Origin of the sequence: Methylobacterium oryzisoli (assembly GCF_046557895.1) — a bacterium.
GTDB lineage: Bacteria > Pseudomonadota > Alphaproteobacteria > Rhizobiales > Beijerinckiaceae > Methylobacterium > Methylobacterium oryzisoli.
In genome coordinates this window covers 63,566-83,620 of the sequence record NZ_JBKIBX010000027.1, presented here as the reverse complement: position 1 = coordinate 83,620, position 20,055 = coordinate 63,566, and the positions used below count along the sequence as shown (strand labels likewise).

The 20,055-nt window shown below is 71.8% G+C and carries 18 protein-coding genes; 9 read left to right on the top strand and 9 right to left on the bottom strand.

Translation table 11 applies throughout. The features are described 5' to 3' along the window. Positions 1-179 precede the first annotated feature (179 nt). From ACKUB9_RS22525 to ACKUB9_RS22515, 3 genes are all read left to right on the top strand, one after another. Entirely contained in the window at positions 180-1,163 is a 984-nt protein-coding gene (locus ACKUB9_RS22525) for an EAL domain-containing protein (protein ID WP_407526915.1), read from the top strand. 149 nt (positions 1,164-1,312) lie between these two features. Then, the gene (locus tag ACKUB9_RS22520; protein ID WP_407526912.1) at positions 1,313-2,494 is read left to right on the top strand and encodes a GGDEF domain-containing protein; all 1,182 of its coding nucleotides are present in this window, start codon (positions 1,313-1,315) and stop codon (positions 2,492-2,494) included. 253 nt (positions 2,495-2,747) lie between these two features. Further along, positions 2,748-3,404, top strand: coding sequence for an OmpW/AlkL family protein (locus ACKUB9_RS22515; RefSeq protein ID WP_407526909.1), 657 nt, complete (start codon positions 2,748-2,750; stop codon positions 3,402-3,404). 410 nt (positions 3,405-3,814) lie between these two features. Here ACKUB9_RS22515 and ACKUB9_RS22510 read toward each other — a convergent pair whose 3' ends face one another. The 5 genes from ACKUB9_RS22510 to ACKUB9_RS22490 form a co-directional block, all read right to left on the bottom strand. After that, positions 3,815-7,018, bottom strand: a complete 3,204-nt coding sequence (locus ACKUB9_RS22510; protein ID WP_407526906.1) for an efflux RND transporter permease subunit — start codon at positions 7,016-7,018, stop codon at positions 3,815-3,817. A gap of 3 nt (positions 7,019-7,021) precedes the next feature. Beyond that, the gene (locus ACKUB9_RS22505) at positions 7,022-8,143 is read right to left on the bottom strand and encodes an efflux RND transporter periplasmic adaptor subunit (protein ID WP_407526904.1); all 1,122 of its coding nucleotides are present in this window, start codon (positions 8,141-8,143) and stop codon (positions 7,022-7,024) included. A gap of 118 nt (positions 8,144-8,261) precedes the next feature. Then, on the bottom strand, positions 8,262-8,945 hold the full coding sequence (locus ACKUB9_RS22500; RefSeq protein WP_407526901.1) for a helix-turn-helix domain-containing protein: 684 nt from the start codon (positions 8,943-8,945) through the stop codon (positions 8,262-8,264). Between the two features lie 381 nt (positions 8,946-9,326). Beyond that, complete coding sequence (locus tag ACKUB9_RS22495; RefSeq protein WP_407526898.1) at positions 9,327-11,003, bottom strand: methyl-accepting chemotaxis protein; 1,677 nt, start codon at positions 11,001-11,003, stop codon at positions 9,327-9,329. Positions 11,004-11,217: 214 nt separating this feature from the next. Next, positions 11,218-11,775: a hypothetical protein gene (locus ACKUB9_RS22490; RefSeq protein WP_407526895.1), complete on the bottom strand. Its 558-nt coding sequence runs from the start codon at positions 11,773-11,775 to the stop codon at positions 11,218-11,220. A gap of 399 nt (positions 11,776-12,174) precedes the next feature. Between ACKUB9_RS22490 and ACKUB9_RS22485 the strand changes: the two genes are divergently transcribed. Together ACKUB9_RS22485 and ACKUB9_RS22480 are read left to right on the top strand one after the other, a co-directional pair. Further along, a complete protein-coding gene (locus ACKUB9_RS22485; RefSeq protein WP_407526892.1) occupies positions 12,175-12,345 on the top strand; it encodes a hypothetical protein in 171 nt (56 codons plus the stop codon). Continuing rightward, on the top strand, positions 12,342-12,554 hold the full coding sequence (locus ACKUB9_RS22480) for a type II toxin-antitoxin system RelE/ParE family toxin (RefSeq protein WP_407526890.1): 213 nt from the start codon (positions 12,342-12,344) through the stop codon (positions 12,552-12,554). The genes ACKUB9_RS22485 and ACKUB9_RS22480 overlap by 4 nt, the downstream gene beginning before the upstream one ends. 383 nt (positions 12,555-12,937) lie before the next feature. Here the strand turns inward: ACKUB9_RS22480 and ACKUB9_RS22475 are convergent, their stop codons facing one another. From ACKUB9_RS22475 to ACKUB9_RS22460, 4 genes are all read right to left on the bottom strand, one after another. Continuing rightward, positions 12,938-14,143 (bottom strand): pyrophosphate--fructose-6-phosphate 1-phosphotransferase, encoded by a 1,206-nt coding sequence (locus ACKUB9_RS22475; RefSeq protein WP_407526887.1) that lies wholly within the window; start codon positions 14,141-14,143, stop codon positions 12,938-12,940. Positions 14,144-14,253: 110 nt separating this feature from the next. Continuing rightward, on the bottom strand, positions 14,254-15,120 hold the full coding sequence (gene fabI / locus ACKUB9_RS22470; RefSeq protein ID WP_407526885.1) for an enoyl-ACP reductase FabI: 867 nt from the start codon (positions 15,118-15,120) through the stop codon (positions 14,254-14,256). 231 nt (positions 15,121-15,351) lie between these two features. Then, the gene (locus ACKUB9_RS22465; protein ID WP_407526882.1) at positions 15,352-16,281 is read right to left on the bottom strand and encodes a DnaJ C-terminal domain-containing protein; all 930 of its coding nucleotides are present in this window, start codon (positions 16,279-16,281) and stop codon (positions 15,352-15,354) included. Positions 16,282-16,387: 106 nt separating this feature from the next. Continuing rightward, on the bottom strand, positions 16,388-16,888 hold the full coding sequence (locus ACKUB9_RS22460) for an RT0821/Lpp0805 family surface protein (RefSeq protein WP_407526880.1): 501 nt from the start codon (positions 16,886-16,888) through the stop codon (positions 16,388-16,390). A gap of 98 nt (positions 16,889-16,986) precedes the next feature. Between ACKUB9_RS22460 and pdxH the strand changes: the two genes are divergently transcribed. From pdxH to ACKUB9_RS22440, 4 genes are all read left to right on the top strand, one after another. Continuing rightward, positions 16,987-17,595: a pyridoxamine 5'-phosphate oxidase gene (gene pdxH / locus ACKUB9_RS22455; protein ID WP_407526877.1), complete on the top strand. Its 609-nt coding sequence runs from the start codon at positions 16,987-16,989 to the stop codon at positions 17,593-17,595. A gap of 190 nt (positions 17,596-17,785) precedes the next feature. Then, the gene (locus ACKUB9_RS22450) at positions 17,786-18,508 is read left to right on the top strand and encodes an SDR family NAD(P)-dependent oxidoreductase (protein WP_407526917.1); all 723 of its coding nucleotides are present in this window, start codon (positions 17,786-17,788) and stop codon (positions 18,506-18,508) included. Continuing rightward, the gene (locus ACKUB9_RS22445; protein WP_407526874.1) at positions 18,501-19,526 is read left to right on the top strand and encodes a hypothetical protein; all 1,026 of its coding nucleotides are present in this window, start codon (positions 18,501-18,503) and stop codon (positions 19,524-19,526) included. Before ACKUB9_RS22450 ends, ACKUB9_RS22445 begins: the two co-directional genes overlap by 8 nt. Then, a complete protein-coding gene (locus ACKUB9_RS22440) occupies positions 19,523-19,972 on the top strand; it encodes an NUDIX hydrolase (RefSeq protein ID WP_407526871.1) in 450 nt (149 codons plus the stop codon). The genes ACKUB9_RS22445 and ACKUB9_RS22440 overlap by 4 nt, the downstream gene beginning before the upstream one ends. Positions 19,973-20,055 lie beyond the last annotated feature (83 nt).

Sequence of the window (20,055 nt, the reverse complement as noted above, 5' to 3'; positions counted from 1 at the left end):
CGCCCGACGAGTGTGCCAACTTCTTCATCGCTGCCGGATACGATCCAGATTAAACCGAAAACGCTCTAGGTGCCGCTGATTATCGTTTGTTGACTTGAGCGTCACAACGTCATGGCTCGCGACAGGTGCGAGGCGGCCCGGAACATGATGCGTACAGCACCCCTCACGAAGCGTCTCCCATGAGAAGCGAACCGGCCGTCCCGCCGTACAGCCTGTCTCCCGCGGAGGACCGGCGGAGCACCGATCGGACCGCACTCTCGGCCGTCCTCGATGCGGCCGCGCGGGATCGCCACTCGGAGCCATCGACCGGCGACGTCATCGCGGGTGCTCGGCACGTCCAGCCTCGCGTCGAGGATCTGCGGAACGCGGATCTGCTGGCGGCCCTGTCCAGGGACGAGTTCTCGCTCGTCTACCAGCCCATCGTGTCGGCGACGACGGGGGCGATCACGGGCTGCGAAGCGCTGCTGCGCTGGCAGCACCCGTCCCGGGGGGCGGTCCCACCCGCGTCCTTCGTGCCCCTGGCCGAGAGGACGGGAGACATCCTCCCGATCGGGGCGTGGGTTCTCGGCACCGCCTGCCGGCAGGCGGCGGCGTGGCCGGACGTCTGCCGGGTCTGCGTGAACGTCTCGCCGGTTCAATTGCAGGAGCCGGGCTTCACGGCCGCGGTCGCCGCCGCGCTGCGCGCGAGCGGATTGCCGGCCGCCCGCCTCGAACTGGAAGTGACCGAAGGGGTTCTGATGGGGGACGCCGCTGCCGCGCTCCGCAGCATCGCGGGCCTTCGCGCCCTCGGCGTCGGCGTCGCCCTCGACGATTTCGGAGCCGGCTTCTCGTCGCTCGGCTACCTGCAGCGCTTCGCCTTCGACAGGATCAAGATCGACCGCTCGTTCATCAGAGCCTTGAGCGAGGGACGGGAGAGCCGGTTCCTGATCCGGACGATGCACGACATCGCGCATCATTTCGGGATGGCGGTGACCGCCGAGGGGATCGAGACCGAGGACGAGGCCCGGACGCTTCGCGAGATCGGTTCCGCCGAGCTGCAGGGTTTCCTGTTCAGCCGGCCGCTCGCGGGCGAGGCCGCCGCGTCGCTCCTCCGGGAGGCGCGAGGACCGCGATGGGGCGAGGCCCCGCTGCAAAATCGGCCCTTGAGACGCGCGGCTCCGTGATGCGCCGCACCGCTCCGCCGCTCACCGACGGGTGGACCGCAGGATCGGCGCCGCACCGCTGCCCCGACGGGCCTCGCGCTGCACCGGCCATCCGCTTTCGCGCCGGAGCACCCCGAGATGCGGGTCTTCCGCGGAGGACCTGAACCGCCATGCTCGACTTCCACACCCTTCAGGTCGCCAGCATCAGCAGCCGTCTCGCCTTCGTCCTGGTGTTCTTCGTCACCCTGCTGCGGCACCCGCGCGAGATCTACTTCGGGGTCTGGGCCGGCGCGCTGTGCTGCTCGCTGGTGGCCTCGCTGATGATGCTGGGCGATCCGCCGAGCGTCCCGCTGAACGCCGTCAAGGGCAGCGCCGTCTACGTCCTGTACGGCGCGAGCCTCGCCACGTCCTGGGCGGGCCTGCGCCTCTTCTACGAGCGGACGGCCCTCGTTCCGCAGACCCTCGTGCTCGCCCTGGCCTCCGGCCTGCCCTACGGCATCCTGCTGCAGGCCGGCGTGTCGATGTCGTGGTGCCTCACCACGGTGTTCGGCGGCATCGCGCTCAGCACGGCCTTGTGCATCCGGGAGATCCTGAGAACACCCGCCGCGATGCGCCTGTGGACGCAGTACATCGTCCTCTCGGGCTTCGGCGGATATTTCTGCGTCTTCCTCCTGTCGATCGGCGTGGTCCATCTCGCGAGCGAGCGCCTCGCTTCGCCCGAGAGCGGCGTCTTCTCGCTGCTGTTCGACCTGTGGTGCGGCGTCTTCATCCAAGTCGGCTACCTGGCCATGGTGAGCGAGCGCGCGCACGTGAAGCTCAGCCGCTTGGCCGAAACCGATCCGCTCACCGGGCTGGCGAACCGGCGCGGGCTGTTCGCGGCGATGAGCCGGCGGGACGGCCGCACGCCGTCCCCGCCGCGCCGCGCGCTCCTGCTGGCCGACATCGACCACTTCAAGGCGATCAACGACACCTACGGCCACGATGGCGGCGACGCGGTTCTGATCGGCTTCGCCGAGCGCCTGCGCGCCGTGATGCGGAAGGAGGACATCATCGCGCGCTGGGGCGGCGAGGAGTTCCTGGTCGTGCTCGACCAGGCCGACGCCGCCGCCGCCGCCGCGGTCGCCGAGCGGCTGCGAAGGACGGCGGCCGGGCAGCCCTTCGCGGTGAACGGCGCGGCCGTGACCGTGACCGCCAGCATCGGGGTCTCGATCGTGGCGGCCGGCGAGGAGCGGATCGAGCCCGCCCTGTCCCGCGCGGATGCCGCCCTCTACGCCGCCAAGAGGGACGGGCGCAACCGCGTGTGCCTGGACCTGCCGGCCTCCCTGCCCGAGCCGGAGACCAGAGCCGCCTGAACGGAGCCTCCATCCGGGCTCCACGGCGCCATCAAAACCATCGCGATCACCGGGCCGCCGCGATCCGAGATGGCCTGAAACGATCTCTCACGCTCTTCGAAAATCACGAGCCATGGTCGACCGAACCGTCCTGTCCCTCCCCTTCCTCGGGCGAGCGCCGCGTCCGGAGCGTCCTCTGCCGCAGCGGAGGCCGCCCCGGCGCGGGCAGCCCGCGCCCTGCGAGGGCTCGGATCGCCCTTCGGAACCGGCCTCGATGGCGGCGCGACGGGTCGTCGCTCTCGCGGCCGCGCTCGGCCTGGTCGCGGCCACCGCTCCCTGTCGGGCGGCGGACACGGCACCTGAGGGCGGGCTGACCGCCGGGAGCCTCCTCGTTCGCGGCCGGGTCGTCGGTGCCATCCCGGTCGGCCAGTTCTCGCGGGTCGAGCCGATCGGCGGGCGCGTCATCACCCCGGCACGCCCCCTGCCGGATTTCGACGTGACGTACTTCCTGTCCGATCACGTCGCGGTCGCGGGGCAGGCCGGCGTCGTCTCGACCAAGACCTCGATCCGCGGCTCGCTCATCGGCGACCTGCCGATCGGCTCGACTTGGAGCCTCGCCATGACGGGCGCGGTCCAGGTCCATCTCTTCCCCCACGCCGCCTTCAACCCGTATCTCGGTGCGGGCGCCGGCTACACGCGCCCCCTCGCCTACGAGCCGGCGAAGCCGCTCGTCACCACGATGAAGGCCGACCCGCAGCTGGGACCGATGCTCCAGGCGGGGTTCGACTACCACCTCGCCGGCGGCTGGTACGCCAACGTGGAGATCAAGAAGATCTTCCTGCCGCCGCAGGTCTCCCGGATCGGCCCCGGCAGCGCGACCTTGCGGCTCGACATGCTGATCATCGGCGCGGGCATCGGCTACCGCTTCTGAGCGGCGGCCGGTCCCAGGCCGGAGCCGCCCGCCGTGCCGAGCCTCGTCCGGGGTTTCGAGATCGCCGCGTCCCGACTGCCGCCGCATCCGGGCTGCCGCCGGTCGCGGACGAGGCCACGAACCCTGCCATGAGACCAACGGTCAGTTCCAATGACCGTTGATTCCGCTCTCGAATTTTCGTCAAGTNGCATCCGGGCTGCCGCCGGTCGCGGACGAGGCCACGAACCCTGCCATGAGACCAACGGTCAGTTCCAATGACCGTTGATTCCGCTCTCGAATTTTCGTCAAGTCCTTGGCTTGATGTCGAAAATTCGAGATAACTCAACGGCCCGATGCGTCAGCATCCTGGGCCGTTGGTATGAGACCCGTGCGCGCCTCCGGGGCGCTTCCGCCCCCCGGATCCCCGCGGGCTACTCGGCCGGGAGATGTCCCGGCGCGGCCGCCGGGGGCTTCGCCGTCGGGGTAGGCGCCTCCGGTCCGGTCGTTCCCTTGCCTTGCCCGCCCATGAGCCGCCACGCCCGCTCGCGCAGGCCCTGGAACACCACGTAGAGCGGCGGGATCACGAAGATGCCGAGGAAGGACGCGGCGATCATGCCCCCGAAGACCGGCGTGCCGACGTGGCGCCGGGCGAGTTCGGAGGCGCCCGAGGCGACGACGAGCGGCAGCAGGCCGAGGATGAAGGCGAAGGAGGTCATCATCACGGGGCGGAAGCGCAGCCGCGCCCCCTCGGTGGCCGCCTCGTGCAGGGCCACGCCCTTCTCCCGCTGCTCCTTGGCGAACTCGACGATGAGGATGCCGTTCTTGGCCGCGAGCCCGATCAGCACCACCATGCCGATCTGGGCGTAGAGGTCGAGGGTGAGCCGGCCCCAGACCATCGCCGCGTAGGCCCCCAGGATGCCCACCGTCACCGACAGCAGCACCGGCACGGGGATCGTCCAGCTCTCGTAGAGGCCGACGAGGAACAGGAAGGCGAACAGCACCGCGAAGGCGAGGATGATCGCGGTCTTGCCCTCCGCTCGCTTCTCCTGGAAGGCGGTGTCGGTCCATTCCCCGCCGAAGCCGGCCGGCAGGGTGCGGGCCGCGACCGTCTCCATGGCGGCGAGCGCCTGCCCCGAGGAAACGCCCGCGGCCGGCGAGCCCTGCACGGTCACGGCGCGCAGGTTGTTGTAGCGGATCAGCGCGGGCGGCCCGACCACGATCCGCACCTCCGCGAGGCTGCGCAGCGGCACCATCTGGCCGTCGCGGTTGCGCATGTTGATGCGGTAGATGTCGTCGATGCTCGCCCGGTCGGCGGCCTCCGCCTGGACCTGGACCTGCCAGGTGCGGCCAAACAGGTTGATGTCGTTGACGTAGTAGCCCCCGAGCGAGGCCTGGAGCGCCTGGAACACCGCGTCGAGCGACACGCCGAGGATCTGGACCTTGTTGCGGTCGATGTCGAGGAAGACCGAGGGGTTCGTCGCCGAGAAGGTGCTGAACACCCGGTTGAGCTGCGGCTCCTGGTTGGCCGCGATGATCAGGCCGCGCAGCACCTGGGCGAGCTCCTTCGGGTCGCCGCCGCGCAGGTCCTCCAGCACGTAGGCGAAGCCGCCGCCCGTCCCCAGGCCGATGATCGGCGGGGGCGCCAGCGGCACGACCAGCCCGCCCGGGATTTCTCGGAAGCGCTGGCCCAGCCGCGCGATCAGCGCGTCCGCCCGGTCGCCCGCCCCCTTCCGCTCCTCGAAGGGCTTGAGGGTCACCACCAGGAAGGCCGCGTTGCTCTGCGAGTAGTTGTCGATGAAGTTGAGGCCGATCACCGAGGTGACGTCGGCCACCGCGTGCTCCTCGCGCAGGGCCGCCTCGGCCCGGGCCGTCACCTCCGCGGTCCGGCCGACGGCGGCGCCCTCGGGCAGCTGCACCACCACGAAGAAGGCGCCCTGGTCGTCCTCCGGGAGGAAGCCCGTGGGCGTGATCTTGGCGAGCTGCGCCGTGCCCCAGGCGGCCGCGAGCGCGAGCACGAGGCCGATCGCCGACAGGCGCACGATGCGGGCGACCGCCGCGCCGTAGCCGTCGCGCACCCGGTCGATGCTGCGCATCACGTAGCCCATGACGCCGCGGCGCGGGCCGTGATGGGGCCGCAGCAGCACCCCGCACAGGGCGGGCGAGAGGGTGAGCGCGTTGATGGCCGACAGGGCCATCGAGACCGCCACCGCCACGGCGAACTGGCGGAAGAGCTCCCCCGAGATGCCGGGCACGAAGGCCACCGGCACGAAGACGGAGAGTAGCACCAGGGTGATGGCGATGATCGGGGCGGTGATCTCCGCCATGGCGCGCTTGGTCGCCTCGCGCGGGGACAGCTCCGGATGCTCCTCCATCACCCGCTCGACGTTCTCGACCACCACGATGGCGTCGTCGACCACGATGCCGATCGCCAGCACCAGGGCGAGCAGCGAGACCGAGTTCGCCGAGTAGCCGACCGCCTTCAGCGCCACGAAGGTGCCGATCAGGCTCACCGGCACGGCGATGGTCGGGATCAGCGTCGCCCGGACGCTGCCGAGGAAGAGAAAGACCACGACGACGACGAGGACGAACGCCTCGACCAGCGTCTTCTGCACCTCGTGCACCGTCTCGGTGATGAAGGTGGTCGGGTCGTAGGTGATCTTCCACTCCAGGCCCTCGGGGAAGGCCTTGGCGAGGTCGGCGACCCGCCGCTTGACCTCGGTCAGGGTGGTGAGCGCGTTGGCGCCGGGCGACTGGTAGATGGCGACGACCGTTGCCGGGCTGCCGTTGAGCCGCGTCTCGCGGTCGAGGCTCGCCGCGCCGAGTTCGATCCGGGCCACCTCGCCGAGGCGCAGGAGCGAGCCGTCCGGGTTCGTGCGCAGCACGATGTCGCGAAACTGCTCGGGCGAGGTCAGCCGCCCCTGCGTCTGGATGCTGAGCTGGAGCTGCTGCTCGTCGGAGATCGGGCGCGCGCCGATCCGCCCGACCGGGGCCTGGACGTTTTGGGCCTGGATGGCCGCGATGACGTCGCCCGCCGTCAGGTTGAGGCCGGTGAGGTGGTCGGTGCGCAGCCACGCCCGCATGGCGTAGTCCTGCGGCCCCCACAGCGTCGCGTCGCCGACCCCGGGCGTGCTCTTGATCCGGTCGAGCAGGTTGATGGTGACGTAGTTCGAGATGAAGAGCGGGTCCTGGACGCTCTTCGGCGAGGAGACGGCGAGCACGCCGAGCAGCGCCGAGGATTTCTTCTTGACCGTCACGCCCTGGCGGCGGACGTCCTCGGGCAGCTTCGCCAGCGCGATCTGGACCCGGTTGTTGACGTTGACGGCGTTGATGTCGGGGTCGGTGCCGAGTTCGAACGAGGCCGTGAGCGTGTAGCTGCCGTCGTTGCCGCTCACGCTCTTCATGTAGATCATCTTGTCGACGCCGACGACCTGGGACTCGATCGGCTGGGCCACGGTGGTTTCCACCACCGCCGCGGAGGCGCCCGGATAGGTCGTCGTCACGGAGACCTGCGGGGGCACGATGTCGGGGTACTGCGCCACCGGGATGGCGAGCAGCGCCAGCGCCCCCGCGATCGTGGTGACGATGGCGATCACCACCGCGAGCCGCGGCCGGTCGACGAAGATGGCGGAGAGCATCGGTCAGGTCCTGCTCGTGGGCGGGACGATCGGGTTCGCCCGCACGGACACCCCGGGCCGCACCCGCTGCAGGCCCTCGACGATGACGGGTTCGCCGCCCGAGAGCCCCTCCTCGATCACCACGTCCTGGCCGCCCGCGCCGGGGCCGGGCTTCACCCGCCGGACCACCGCCCGCCCGTCCTCGACCACGAAGACGTAGACGCCGCCCTGGTCGGCGATGAGCGCCGCCTGGGGCACCACGATCTTCTCCTCCGGCGCCCCGGTCTGGAGGAAGACCTGCACCAGCTGCCCGTCGCGCAAGCCGCCGGACGGGTTGGGCATGACGGCGCGCACCAGCACCGTGTCGGTGGTGCGGTCGACGCTGACGTTGACGAAGTCCACCCGCCCGACCTGCCCGTAGGTGGAGCCGTCCGGGAAGCGGATCCGCACGGCGACCTTGCTGCGGTCGACCTGCTCCTTGCCCTCCTGCACGCGCAGGAACTCGCGCTGGCTCACCGGGAAGGTGACGTACATCGGGTCCTGGCTGACGATGGTGGTGAGCACCCCGCTGTCGGGACCCACCACGTTGCCCTTCGTCACGCTGGTGCGGCCGATGCGGCCGGCGATCGGCGAGACGATCTTCGTGTAGCCGAGGTTGATCTGGGCGGTGCGCAGGGCCGCCTCGTCGCCCGTTACCGCGCCCTTGGACTGGTCGAGGGCGGCGCGGGCCTGGTCGCGGGCCACCACCGTGCCGGCGTTGCGGTCGAGCAGCTCCTGCGCCCGCTGCAGCTGGATCGCCGCGAGGGTCTGGGCCGCCCGGCTGCGCTCCAGCGCGCCCTCGGCCTGCATCACCGCCGCCTCGAACAGGTCGGGCTCGATCTGGTAGAGCGGGGCGCCCTCCTTGACCGGGTCCCCCTCCTTGAACAGCACGGCGTCGAGATAGCCGGTCACCCGCGCCCGCACCTCGACCCGGCTCACCGCCTCGACGCGTCCGACGAAGTCGAACGCCTTGTCGATCGCCCGGCGCTGGGCCGCGACCGTGCCGACCGGCAGGGCGGCGCCCGGATCCCCCTGCGCGCGGGCGGCCTCCGGAGGCGCAGCCACGAGGATCAGCAGGGCGAGGAGGAGGGAGGGACAGCGGAGCATGGTCGCTTCTCGCCCGGCCGCCATGTCGGGATGGCGTCCCATCCTCGCAGGTCGCGCCCGCGCGGCTTGATCGGACGGGACATCTCCGCGCGGCGCCCGCCACGCGGACGACGGGACCTCAGTCGCCCATGACGTGGCGGAGCGCTGCGTGGCAGAGCCGGATGCGCTTGGCCCCCGCCCGCAGGAGCGCGCCCTCGGCCTCCAGCCGCGTCACCGCGCGCGAGACCGTCTCGATCGTCAGCCCGAGATAGTCGGCGATGTCGCGCCGGGTCATCGGCAGGACGAACCAGCCCGATCCGACCGAGCGCCGCTCGATCTGCGCCAGGAAGGCCGCGACGCGTTCGACCGCCGAGCGGCGCCCGAGCAGCAGGACGTGATCCTGCCCGTGTTCGAGCTGGCGCAGCGCGGCCAGCCACAGGGTGTAGGCGAGGTGCCCGTCGCGGCGGGCGGCCTCCTCGAAGGGCCGGCGGGGATAGACCATCGCCGCCGTCTCGACGACGGCCTCGGCGGAATGGCTGTGCAGCGGCCCCGCGCCGAGGCCGAAGACGTCGCCCGGGAGGTGGAAGGCGTTGACCTGCCTGCGGCCGTCGGCGAGGCTTGTGAAGCCGTGGACCGCCCCGCTGATCACGCGGTAGACGGATCTGGCCTCCTCGCCCGCCCCGAAGATCTCCTGCCTGCGTCCGAACAGGACGCGCGTGCCGATCAGGCCCGGGGCGGACATCAGGGGCGGCAGCGCCTCCCCGCAGCCCTCGGCCGGGCCGGGCGGGAGGGGCGGCAGCGCGACGCCTGTCGCTGCGATCATCGAGGCGTTCTCCCCCGCACGCGGTCGGACAGAAGCCTGCGCGACGTCCTCAGCGATCGACGCGCATCGCAGGGCCGCACGAGCCATTCATCGGTCAGCCGCCAGTGGCGAAGTCATAAGAAAATCAGAAGAAAAATAACCTAATCCGACCGGAATATCAAATTTAACAATCATCGACTGTTTTCGCGCCCCTCGGAAGGGGGCGATACGATCGACGACGTCGGTTTGTCCGCCACTGCAGCCGGATCCATTCGGCCTTCCTGGCGCAGGTCCATCGCCGATGATCAGGCGGAAGCGGGCCGGGTCCCGGAGATCTGCTCCGGCGCCCGGCCCGAGGCCGGCCCTCGCGCTGAGCGGGTCCGGCGCGCCGGGGACCGGCACTCAGGCCGCCTTGACCCCCTCCAGCAGGGTCTCCACCTCGCGGCCGAGTTCGCCCGAGTAGCGCGACAGTTCCTGGGCGGCGGTGAGCACGCGCGCCGAGGCCGCGCCGGTCTCGTCCGCGCCGGCCTTCACCGTGCCGATGCTCTCCGACACCGCCTGCGTGCCGCCGGCCGCCTCGGCCACGTTGCGCACGATCTCCTGCGTCGCGGCGCTCTGCTCCTCCATGGCGGCGGCGACGCTGCCGGCGATCGTGCGCATCTCGGCGATGGTCTGGCCCACGGCCTGGATCGCCTCGACGGCCTGGCGGGTCTCGCCCTGGATGAAGCCGATCTGGCCGGCGATTTCTTCGGTGGCCTTGGCGGTCTGCCCGGCGAGCTGCTTGACCTCGCTCGCCACGACGGCGAAGCCCCGGCCCGCCTCGCCGGCCCGGGCCGCCTCGATGGTGGCGTTGAGCGCGAGCAGGTTGGTCTGGGAGGCGATCCCCGAGATCAGGTTCAGCACGGCGCCGATCCGGTCGGCCCCGTCCGCGAGGCCCTGCACGATCCGGTCGCTGCGCTCGGCGTTCAGCGCGGCCTTCTCGGCGATCGTTGAGGTGTGGGCGACCTGGGTGGCGATCTCGCGGATCGAGGCGGACATCTCCTCGGTGGCCGCCGCGACGGTGTTCACGTTGGCGGAAGTCTCGTCGGCCGCCACGACCACCCGCCCCGACTGGGTGGTGGTCAGCGCGGCGGTGTCGGTCAGGATCCGGGCCGTGCCCTCCAGGTCGCGGGCGGCCGTGGCGAGGCTGCCGGTGAGGAGCCCGGTCCTGGCCTCGAAGCGCTGCATCAGCTGGTCCAGGGCATGCGCCCGCCGCGCCTTGCCCTCGGTGTCGGTCGCCACCGCCTCGTCGGCCGCCCGCTTGGCGATGAGCGCCTGCTTGAACACCTCGACGGCGCGCGCCATGGCGCCGATCTCGTCCCGGCGCTCCTGCGCGGGCACGCTCACGGCGGTGTCGCCCTGCGCCAGCCGGTGCATGGTCGCGTTCAGCGCCGTCACCGGCCGGGTCACGCGCCGGCCGATCAGGGTGGCGAGCGCGGCGATCAGCCCGATCACCACGAGCACCCCGCTCCCGGCCTGCCACGCGGTGGCCCGCAGGATCGCGGCCGTGTCGTCGGCGTAGATGCCGGTGCCGATGAGCCAGCCCCAGGGCTGGAAGCCGCGCACGTAGGAGACCTTCGGGACGGGCGCCTCGGAGCCCGGCTTGGGCCAGAGATAGCCGACGAAGCCGGCGCCGTGCGCCTTCACCTCGTCCACGAAGGCGACGAACAGGCGCTTGCCCGACGGGTCCTTGGTCTCGCCGAGGTCCCGGCCCTCCAGCTCGGGCTTGATCGGATGGGCGATCATCCGCGGGTGCATGTCGTTGATCCAGAAGTACTCCTGGCCCTCGTAGCGCAGCGCCTTGACGGCGCCGACCGCGGCCTTCTGGGCCGCCTCGCGGGAGAGGCGCCCGGCGCGCTCCTCGCCCTCGAAGTAGCTCAGGATGCCGTGGGCAGCCTCGGCGAGGTGCCGGGTCTTGGTCATCCGGCTCTGCTCGATCTGATCGCGCAGGCTCAGGAGACAGATCCCGGAAACGGCCAGGATGCCGACGAGGGCCGCCACCGTGATGGCATGGACCTTCGTCCCGATGCCGAGCCGCATGATGATCTCCACCCCATTATTGGAACTGTTTCGGAGTATTGCTGGTGAATTCTAAAAGGGCCGTAAAGGCTGCGCCGCTGTACAGATACGGGCGAGCATCCTGCAGGATCAGGGCGCTCGTCGCGCGGTCGCGCTGCTCCGGGCCGCCTGCTGCCGGCATCGCTCCGCTCCGAGGGCCCGGCGCGTCCGCGGCGAGGCCGATCCGGGCAGGCCGTCAGTCGGACGGCCATCGCTTGTCGGACTGGATGCCGAAATGGTGGCATCTGGCCGATACAGTATAGTGTAGGCTATAATCCTGCAGGGTGATGTGATCGTCTCCGATGTACTGCTCCTTGCTGATGAGGTTTTGCCGGGCCTTGGCTCCTGCGCCGTCGCGAAGGACCGAGACCAGGGCCTGGACCTCGTCGGGGGCGAGGCCCGGCTTGAGGCTGGCGACCGCGCGGGCGACGAGGTCGAACCACGCGGCGGTCCCGGCCGGGCGGCCGCCGCTCGTCGTGAGGCCGACCTGATGCAGCGAGTTGGACGCCACGCAGGCGATGGCGATCTCCGCCGTCCGGGAGGCCTGCATCGCGTAGGTGTGTCCGCCGTGGACCTGCCGCACGAAGGAGGCGTCGGTGCCGTGCGCCGCGAGGGCGTGCCTGTAGGCATCGCAGGCCCGGTAGCCGGGCAAGGGCGGCGCACTCTCCGCCGCCGGCGCGAGGCCGGAGGAGCGGGATTCCCAGGGACCGCCCGCGAGCACCGCCATCGTCGCGAGCGATGCGCCGCGAATCACGCTTCTCGCCGTGCCGCCGCGACGCGGCGGGATCGAGGATGGGCCGGGCCGCGCATGCCTCATGGCGTCCTCCCTGCGATTCAGGGGCACGGCCGATCGATCGGGGCCGTTCACGGCGTCGAAGCCGCATGGACCGCGCGCCGCGGGGATCCAGACCGGCCGTGGCGCAGGGGTCGTGCCGGGCCACCGCATCCCGGTCGGGACGATCGGCTCCGTCTCGCTCGCCTTACCGTGATCACTCTACCGCAGGGACATTGTCGCCGCATCATCCGGTCGGATGAGGGGGTGGGGCGCGTCGTCCGCCTCGCCGTCCGGGCGCCGGTTCTCGGTCTCGCGCAAACTCAAGCAACTGATTTCTTTGTGCTTTTTCTGAGAGCCTATTAGGCACATAGTGAGCGCATGACACGGCTCCTCGACCAAGCCTTCGCGCGCGTCCGCGCCCTCCCCCCCGAGACGCAGGACGCGTGTGCCCGCCTTCTGCTCCGCCTTGCCGGCGACGATGAGGGCGATGTCTATCAGATCACGCCCGAGGAGGAGGTCCGGGCCGTCTGGGCCAGATACGGCCTGTGAAGCTGCGCTACACGAAAGAGGCGATCGCCAAGTTGGCGCAGGTTCTCGGCGGGCTCGCGGAGCATTCTCCGCACGGGGCGCGGCGCGTCCGGTCGCGCATCCGGACGGCGATCGGTCTTCTGACCGAGCATCCCTATAGCGGACAGCGTACGAGCCGCCCGACGGTGCGCCGCCTCGTGCTCGTGCCGTATCCCTACCTGATCTTCTAGCGGGTCACCGAGGAGGAACTTGTCATCCTCGGCATCCGCCACGCGGCCCGCGATCCCGCCACCATGCCGGACGCGCCGTGACGATCGACGTCTGGGCGCGGGTGTCCACCGATGGGCAGAGTGTTGAGGTGAAGGTGCGCCAGTTGGCCGATGCCGAAGCCGAGCGGACGTCTCAGACGTTATGCTGCTTGGGAGCAAAATTGCAATTGAATAGAAGTATTAATTTTTCGAACCTAAATTTGGTCGATCGTCAATATTCAGATCCCACAGGATGCCCCGGTTGCGGTGCTAGTAAGCAGCCGCCCTGTCCACCGCCGGCAGCTTGGCCGGTGGTGGACAGGGCAGCCACCCAAGCGGCTCGGGCAGGCAAACCCACCCCACCCTCACCCCCGCGGCTGGCCGATCGCGTCGAGGAGGTCGGTGAACCAGGGGGTGGTGGGGTCGAAGGCCTTGCCGCCGCGGATGCGCGGGAAGGCGATGGCCTGCAGGCGGTCCCCGTGCTCCTCGTCGTGGCCGATCACGCCCGACACGCCCTTGAGCGCGCACTCCACCGCGAGATCGACCATGCTCTGGATCAGCCGCAGGTCGTCGGGGTTCGGGGCGGCCGAGCGGGCGAAGTGGCCGGATTTCTGCACCAGCGCCTTCTCGACGCCGAGGCGCGGGCCGAAGCGGTCGGCGAACCACTTGCCGACATTCACCGTGTCGATCTTGACGTGCCCGAAGGGGTCGCGCCCGAGCACCTCTCCGCGGCTCTCGATCTCGGCCACGATCGCGTCGAGGCCCGCCCCCTCGCTGATGAACAGCGTGACGCAGTCCTTCTCGGCGAGGCGGCCGCGCAGTCGCTCGGCCTCGCGGTCGAGGTCGATGGGCGTCTCCGGCACGTAGACCGCGTCGATGTCGTGGTGGGAAGGCGCGAGGTTGAAGGCCGGCAGGAAGCGCTTGCGCGCCAGCCGCTCGCGGTAGGCGCGCGCGGTGGCGGCGGTGAGCCAGCCGCAGTTGCGGCCCATCACCTCGTGCACGAGCAGCATCTTGGGGTTGGCGCTCTGCTCGTTGACGATGTTTTCGAAGAAGAGCGCGCCCTGCTCGGCCGCCGTCCAGGCGCCGAGCGACTGGCGGATCGGCACCACGTCGTTGTCGATGGTCTTCGGCAGGCCGACCACGGTGAGGTGGTAGCCGTTGCCTTCGAGATAGGCGGCGAGGTCGGCCGCGGTGGTGTTGGTGTCGTCGCCGCCGATCGTGTGCAGGATCGTCACGTCGTCGCGGGCGAGCTGGTCGGCCGCCACCTTGAGCGGGTCCTCGCCCTCGCGCACGAGGCCGCGCTTCACGCAATCCTTGACGTTGGTGAGCTTGACCCGGCTGTTGCCGAGCGGCGAGCCGCCGTGGCGCAGGAGCGTGGCGGCCTGCGCCCGCACCTCCGGGGTCACGGGCAGCGCCTCGCCCTTGAGCAGCCCGTAATAGCCGCTGCGGTAGCCGATGATCTCGATCTCGGGGGCGAGGTCGGTGTAGCGGCCGATCAGCCCGCCGACCGCCGCCGACAGGCAGGGCGCGAGGCCCCCGGCGGTGAGCATGGCGACTTTCGGGGTGGTCATGCGCGGCTCCCGGGCTCGTCCTCGCGTCGGGACCCGCATGATGGACCCCGGCCGGCCGGGCGCCAAGCCCTGAGCAGGGTCAAGCCCGGAGCCGGATCACGTCCCGCCGGTCACCCCTCGATCTTGTTGATGTCGGGCGCCTCGGGGTTCTTCATGCCGACCACGTGGTAGCCCGCATCGACGTGCAGCACCTCGCCGGTCATGCCGCGCGACATGTCGGAGACGAGGTAGCTCGCCGTCTCGCCGACCTCCTCGATGGTCACGGTCCGGCGCAAGGGGGCGTTGTACTCGTTCCACTTCAGGATGTAGCGGAAATCGCCGATGCCGGAGGCGGCGAGCGTCTTGATCGGCCCGGCCGAGATGGCGTTGACCCGGATCTTCGAGGGGCCGAGATCCGCCGCGAGGTAGCGCACGGAGGCCTCCAGCGCGGCCTTGGCGACGCCCATCACGTTGTAGTGCGGCATCCACTTCTCGGCGCCGTAATAGGTCAGCGTGATCAGCGAGCCGCCGTCGCGCATCAGCTTCTCGGCCCGCTGGGCGATCGCCGTGAACGAGTAGCAGGAGATCAGCAGCGACTTGGTGAAGTTCGCCTCGCTGGTCTCGATGTAGCGGCCGGTCAGCTCGTCCTTGTCCGAGAAGGCGATGCAGTGGATCACGAAGTCGAGCGAGCCGCCGAAATGCTCGCCCGCCGCCGCGAACACCGCATCGATCGAGGCCGGGTCGGTGACGTCGCAATGGCCGACGACCGCCGCGTCGAGTTCACGCGCCAGCGGCTCGACGCGCTTCTTGAGCGCCTCGCCCTGGTAGGTGAAGGCGAGGTCGGCGCCGTGCTGGCGGGCGCTGCGCGCGATGCCCCAGGCGATCGAGCGGTTGTTGGCGACCCCCAGCACGAGCCCGCGCTTGCCGGCGAGCAGGCCGGGCCGGGGCGGGGCGGCGTGCGCGAAATCCTCGATCTGTGCCCGGTTCGAATCCGCCATGAGTCACCCAGAAATGTGTCACCCGGAATAAAGCCGCGGAATGGCCTGCCTGGCCGCGGGCGCGGGCACCCGTGATCGGCTCCGCACCGGCATCCTTAGCCGACCCCCGCAGGCGACGGAAGTGCACGCACTCCCCCGGGCGATGAAACGCAAGGTGGTGTGGCCCGGACGCCTGAGCGGCGTGGCGAGGGCGGTTCGGCGTGGAACGCCCCCTCCCCGCCCTCCGGGCCGTCAGCCCGCGGTGGCCTTCGCGCTGCGCCGCTTGCGGGCGTACTCGGCGAGCGCCTCGTCGCTGCCCGCGGGCAGCACGATGGCGACATTGGCCAGGAGGTCGCCGCGGCTGCCGTCCTTCCTCGGCAGCCCCTTGCCGCGCAGGCGGAAGGTGCGGCCGGAACTGGTCATCGGCGGGATCTTCATCTCCACGGCGCCCGTGAGGGTCGGCACCCGGATCGGACCGCCCAGCACCGCGTCCTCCAGCGGCACCTCGACGGAGAGGCGCAGGTCCGCGCCCTCGACCTGGAAGCGCGGATCGGCCGCGAAGTGCAGGGTGAGGAGGGCGTCGCCGGGTTCGGCCCCGCCGCGGCCCGGATGGCCGAGGCCGCGCAGGCGGATCGTCTGGCCGTCCGCGACGCCCTTGGGCACCACCACGTCGACCTCGCGCCCGGTCGGCAGCGCGAGGCGCAGCGTCGCCTCGTTGACCGCCTGCTCCAGGGTGATGGTCAGGTCGGCGGCCACGTCGTCGCCCTTCTGCGCCCCGCGGCCCGCCGCGCCGGCGCCCGCGCCGCGAAAGGCCTCGCCGAAGAACTGCGAAAAAATGTCCTCGCCGAAGCCGCCGGCCCGCCCGCGGTTCATCGCCTCGAAGTCGAAGCCCGAGAAACCGCCGGCCCGCCCGCCGCCGCCTCCCCCGCCCGGAAAGCCCTCGAAGCCGGTGAAGCGCGGCTTGCCCTCGGCGTCGATGGCGCCGCGGTCGAACTGCTCGCGCTTCTTGGCGTCGCCCAGGATCTCGTAGGCCTGGTTCACCTCGGCGAAGCGGTCCTTCGCCTTGGCGTCGTCGGCGTTGCGGTCGGGGTGGTAGGTCTTCGCGAGCTTGCGGAAGGCCTTCTTGATCTCCGCCTCGTCGGCGGTGCGGCTGACGCCGAGCACGTCGTAGGGGTTGCGCATGAGGGTCCGGAATGCCGTTGTGGAGCGTCGGCGCTCCGTGGGAATCGACTGCCCGCAATGTGGGCGACGTGTTGCCGGATTGCAACGCGCCGCGCACCCGGCGGCGTCAGGCCGGGGCCCGCGTCGCCTTCAGGCTCTTCAACTCCCAGGCGCCCCCCGAGGGCCGGCAGCCGGTGCCGCGCACGAACCGGCTGCCGGACGGCGCGATCACGGTCGCCAGGAAGTTGCGGCAGATCTCGTCGTTGGCGACGTAGGGCAGCCCGGTCGGGTTGACCATGCCGCGCATCTTCGAGTCGGGGTTGTCCCACTTCACCGGCTGGCCGTTGCCCTGCGGATCGAGGGCGACGCCCAGCGCCGCCTTGGCCCGCCGCCAGTCCTCCACCGACAGGTCGGTGCCGAAGCTGCGCGGCGCGCCGGTCTCGATGCTGCCGGTGCTGGCCGGTTCCGGCGGCGGCGGCGCCGGGCTGGCCGCGAAGGTGATGAGCGGCTGGGTGCAGCCGCCCAGGGCGACGAGGCCGAGCGCGCCGGCCAGCAGCGCCGGGCCGACGAGGAGGGCGGCCGTCAGGCCGCATTCCCTGCCATGTCCTTTACACGCGAAACGACGCATTACACCTGTTCTCACGGCGGGGGCGGTCCGGCGCCGCGACGCGAGCCTGCGACGCCGGTCTGCCCCCGCATCCGGATGTCACATGCGAGGACGATGCCGTGGGCGAGTTAAGGAAGGATGAGTTCACCGAGCGGGCCGACCCGTTCGCGCTCTTTCGGGACTGGTTCGCCGAGGCGAAGGCCTCCGAGCCCGAGGACCCGAACGCGATGGCGCTGGCGACCGCGGGCGCGGACGGGCTGCCGGACGTGCGGATCGTGCTCCTCAAGGAGGTCGATGCGCGCGGCTTCGTCTTCTACACCAACACCCGCTCGATGAAGGGCGTCGAACTCGCCGAGAACCCCCAGGCCGCCCTGGTCCTCCACTGGAAGAGCCGCCGCCGGCAGGTGCGCGCCCGCGGCGCCGTGAGCCGGGTGACGGAGGCGGAGGCCGACGCCTACTTCGCCACGCGCCCGCGCGACAGCCGGCTGGGCGCCTGGGCGAGCCAGCAGTCGCAGCCGCTGGCGAGCCGGGCCGACCTGGAGCGGGCGGTGGCCGAGACGGCGGCGCGCTTCCCCGAGGGTGACGTGCCGCGCCCGCCCCACTGGACCGGCTACCGCATCGTGCCCGCCACCATCGAGTTCTGGCAGGACGGCGCCTTCCGGCTCCACGACCGGGTGCGCTTCACCCGGGCGGGCGACGGGTGGGAGCGGGCGCGGCTGTTTCCCTGACGGCGCCGCCCCCGGCGGCTCGCACGCGACGGCGCGCCGGCCGCGGCGTTGCTGCGGCGCCGCGAGACTGGATTTCGCCGCCCGGGCGCCTTAGACCTGAGGCTCGTTCGCGCGCCCGCTCCCCGGGCGCGCCCCGCTCCGGATTCGAGGAACGGCCTTGGCCATCTCCAGCAACGAACGCCGGCGCGTGATGCTGCTCACGGGCGCGAGCCGCGGCATCGGCCACGCCACCGTGAAGCGCTTCTCCGCCGCGGGCTGGCGTGTCATCACCTGCTCGCGCCACGGCTTCCCGGAGAACTGCCCCTGGGAGATGGGCCCGGAGGATCACCTCCAGGTCGACCTCGCCGACCCGCAGGACACGATCCGCGGCGTCGAGGAGGTGGCCCGGCGGCTGGAGGCCGAGGGCGGCCTGCTGCATGCCCTCGTCAACAACGCCGGCATCTCCCCCAAGGGCGAGGGCGGCGCGCGCCTGGGCGCCATCGACACCCCCTTCGCCGACTGGCAGCGGGTCTTTCAGGTCAACTTCTTCGCGCCGATCCTGCTGGCGCGCGGCCTGTGCGGCGAACTCACCCGCGCCCGCGGCTCGATCGTCAACGTCACCTCCATCGCGGGCTCGCGGGTGCATCCCTTCGCGGGGGCGGCCTACGCCACCTCGAAGGCGGCGCTCGCCGGCCTCACCCGCGAGATGGCGGCGGATTTCGGCCCGCTCGGCGTGCGGGTGAACGCGATCTCACCGGGCGAGATCGACACCTCGATCCTGTCGCCCGGCACCGACAAGCTCGTGGCGCAGATCCCGCAGCGTCGGCTGGGCACGCCCGACGAGGTCGCCAAGGCGATCTACTTCCTGTGCACCGAGGCCTCGTCCTACGTGAACGGGGCCGAACTCCACATCAACGGCGGACAGCATGTGTGAGCGCGCCGCGCTCGCCCTTCTCCTCCTGACGGCCGCCTCCGCGGCGGTCGCGCCCGCGGCGGCCGAGCCCGTGGCCGCGACCCTGCCGCTCGCCTTCCGGGCCGACCAGATCCGCGGCCCCGGCAGCGAGGCGTCGCTGGCGGCCGAGACCTCGGGCCTCCTCGGGCGCAAGGCGCCGGGCGGCGTCGCCCTGGCCTGGGGCGAGGGCGGCGGCGCCGTGCTGGTCCTCTCGGGCGAGGCCGTGGCGGCGACGCCCGTCTCGGCGGAGGCCGCCGAGGGGCTCGCCGCGGCCGAGACGCCGCGGGACGCGTGGCCCGGCACGCGGCGCGCGCTCGCCGGACCGGTCTCGGCCTACCTCTCGGGCCGCGGCAGCGAGGCGGGCCCCCCGGCGATCACCGTGCGCGAGCGCCAGCCCGTGGCGCCGAGCAGCGAGCCCAAGCCCGTGCCGGTGGCGACCACCACCGTGCCGGCCGGCCCCGACGCGGTCTTCACCGGCGACGAGGTGCGGGCGGCCGAGATCGACGGGGGCCTCGCGCTCCTCGCCCTCAAGGCGCGCGGCCCGGCCACCAGCCTCGCGGTGATCGGGCGCCGGGACGGGGCCTGGGCGCTGCGCGCCGAGACGCCGGCCCAGGCCGGCACCCTCGGCCCGGTCGCGGCCGGCAACTTCGACGGCAGCGGCAAGCTCAGCCTCGCGCTGGTGCGCTCCGAGGCGGGCGAGGGCCGGCTCCAGCACTGGCGCATCGCCGAGGGGCGCGCGGTGCTCGCCGCGGAGGCGCCGGGCTACGCGGCCTCGGGCGCCGCCCTCGACCTCGACGGCGACGGCACCGCCGAACTCGCGATCCCGACCCGCGACCGCCGGGCGCTCGTGCTGGTCTCGCTCAAGGGCGGCATCACCGAGCGGGCGCGCGTGGCCCTGCCGGCGCCCGCCAAGGCCGGGCCGCTGGTCCTCGGCAGCGGGCGCCACGCCCACGTGCTCATCGGGCTGGAGGACGGCCGCGTGGCCGACTGGCGCCCGTGACGGCGGACGCCTCCGCCCGGCGCTACCCGGCGCGGCCCTTCCTTGCCGCCTCCGTGGCGGTGGTGCGCGAGGGGCGCGCCCTGGTGGCGGCCCGCGGCGGCGCGGCGCTGCACGGCCTGTGGTCGCTGCCCGGCGGCCTCGTGGAGACCGGCGAGACCCTGGCCGAGACGGCCCTGCGCGAGCTGCGCGAGGAGGTCGGCGTCGAGGCCGAGATCGTCGCGACCCTGAGCCCGGTCGAGGTGATCGAGCGCGACGGCGAGGGGCGGGTGCTGTACCATTTCGTGATCCAGCCGCACGCGGCGCGCTGGCTGCGCCACGAGCCGGTCACGGGCGACGAGGCCCTGGCGGTCGGCTGGGTGACGGTCGAGGAGGCGCAGGCCCTCCCCACCACTCCGGGGCTCGCCGGGATCCTGGTCGAGGCGCTGGCGGCCGTGGAGCCCGCATGAGGCGCGCCCGCGTCCTTGCCCTCTTGGTCACCCTGCTCCCGGTGGCGGCGGGGGACGCGCTGGCGCAGGGGCGCGCCCGCGCG

Excerpts from the sequence above, each read along its gene's own strand:
- ACKUB9_RS22525 (WP_407526915.1), top strand. The coding sequence starts at position 180 with ATGAGAAGCGAACCGGCCGTCCCGCCGTACAGCCTGTCTCCCGCGGAG.
- ACKUB9_RS22520 (WP_407526912.1), top strand. The coding sequence starts at position 1,313 with ATGCTCGACTTCCACACCCTTCAGGTCGCCAGCATCAGCAGCCGTCTC.
- ACKUB9_RS22515 (WP_407526909.1), top strand. The coding sequence starts at position 2,748 with ATGGCGGCGCGACGGGTCGTCGCTCTCGCGGCCGCGCTCGGCCTGGTC.
- ACKUB9_RS22510 (WP_407526906.1), bottom strand. The coding sequence starts at position 7,018 with ATGCTCTCCGCCATCTTCGTCGACCGGCCGCGGCTCGCGGTGGTGATC.
- ACKUB9_RS22505 (WP_407526904.1), bottom strand. The coding sequence starts at position 8,143 with ATGCTCCGCTGTCCCTCCCTCCTCCTCGCCCTGCTGATCCTCGTGGCT.
- ACKUB9_RS22500 (WP_407526901.1), bottom strand. The coding sequence starts at position 8,945 with ATGATCGCAGCGACAGGCGTCGCGCTGCCGCCCCTCCCGCCCGGCCCG.
- ACKUB9_RS22495 (WP_407526898.1), bottom strand. The coding sequence starts at position 11,003 with ATGCGGCTCGGCATCGGGACGAAGGTCCATGCCATCACGGTGGCGGCC.
- ACKUB9_RS22485 (WP_407526892.1), top strand. The coding sequence starts at position 12,175 with ATGACACGGCTCCTCGACCAAGCCTTCGCGCGCGTCCGCGCCCTCCCC.
- ACKUB9_RS22475 (WP_407526887.1), bottom strand. The coding sequence starts at position 14,143 with ATGACCACCCCGAAAGTCGCCATGCTCACCGCCGGGGGCCTCGCGCCC.
- fabI (WP_407526885.1), bottom strand. The coding sequence starts at position 15,120 with ATGGCGGATTCGAACCGGGCACAGATCGAGGATTTCGCGCACGCCGCC.
- ACKUB9_RS22465 (WP_407526882.1), bottom strand. The coding sequence starts at position 16,281 with ATGCGCAACCCCTACGACGTGCTCGGCGTCAGCCGCACCGCCGACGAG.
- ACKUB9_RS22460 (WP_407526880.1), bottom strand. The coding sequence starts at position 16,888 with ATGCGTCGTTTCGCGTGTAAAGGACATGGCAGGGAATGCGGCCTGACG.
- ACKUB9_RS22450 (WP_407526917.1), top strand. The coding sequence starts at position 17,786 with ATGCTGCTCACGGGCGCGAGCCGCGGCATCGGCCACGCCACCGTGAAG.
- ACKUB9_RS22445 (WP_407526874.1), top strand. The coding sequence starts at position 18,501 with ATGTGTGAGCGCGCCGCGCTCGCCCTTCTCCTCCTGACGGCCGCCTCC.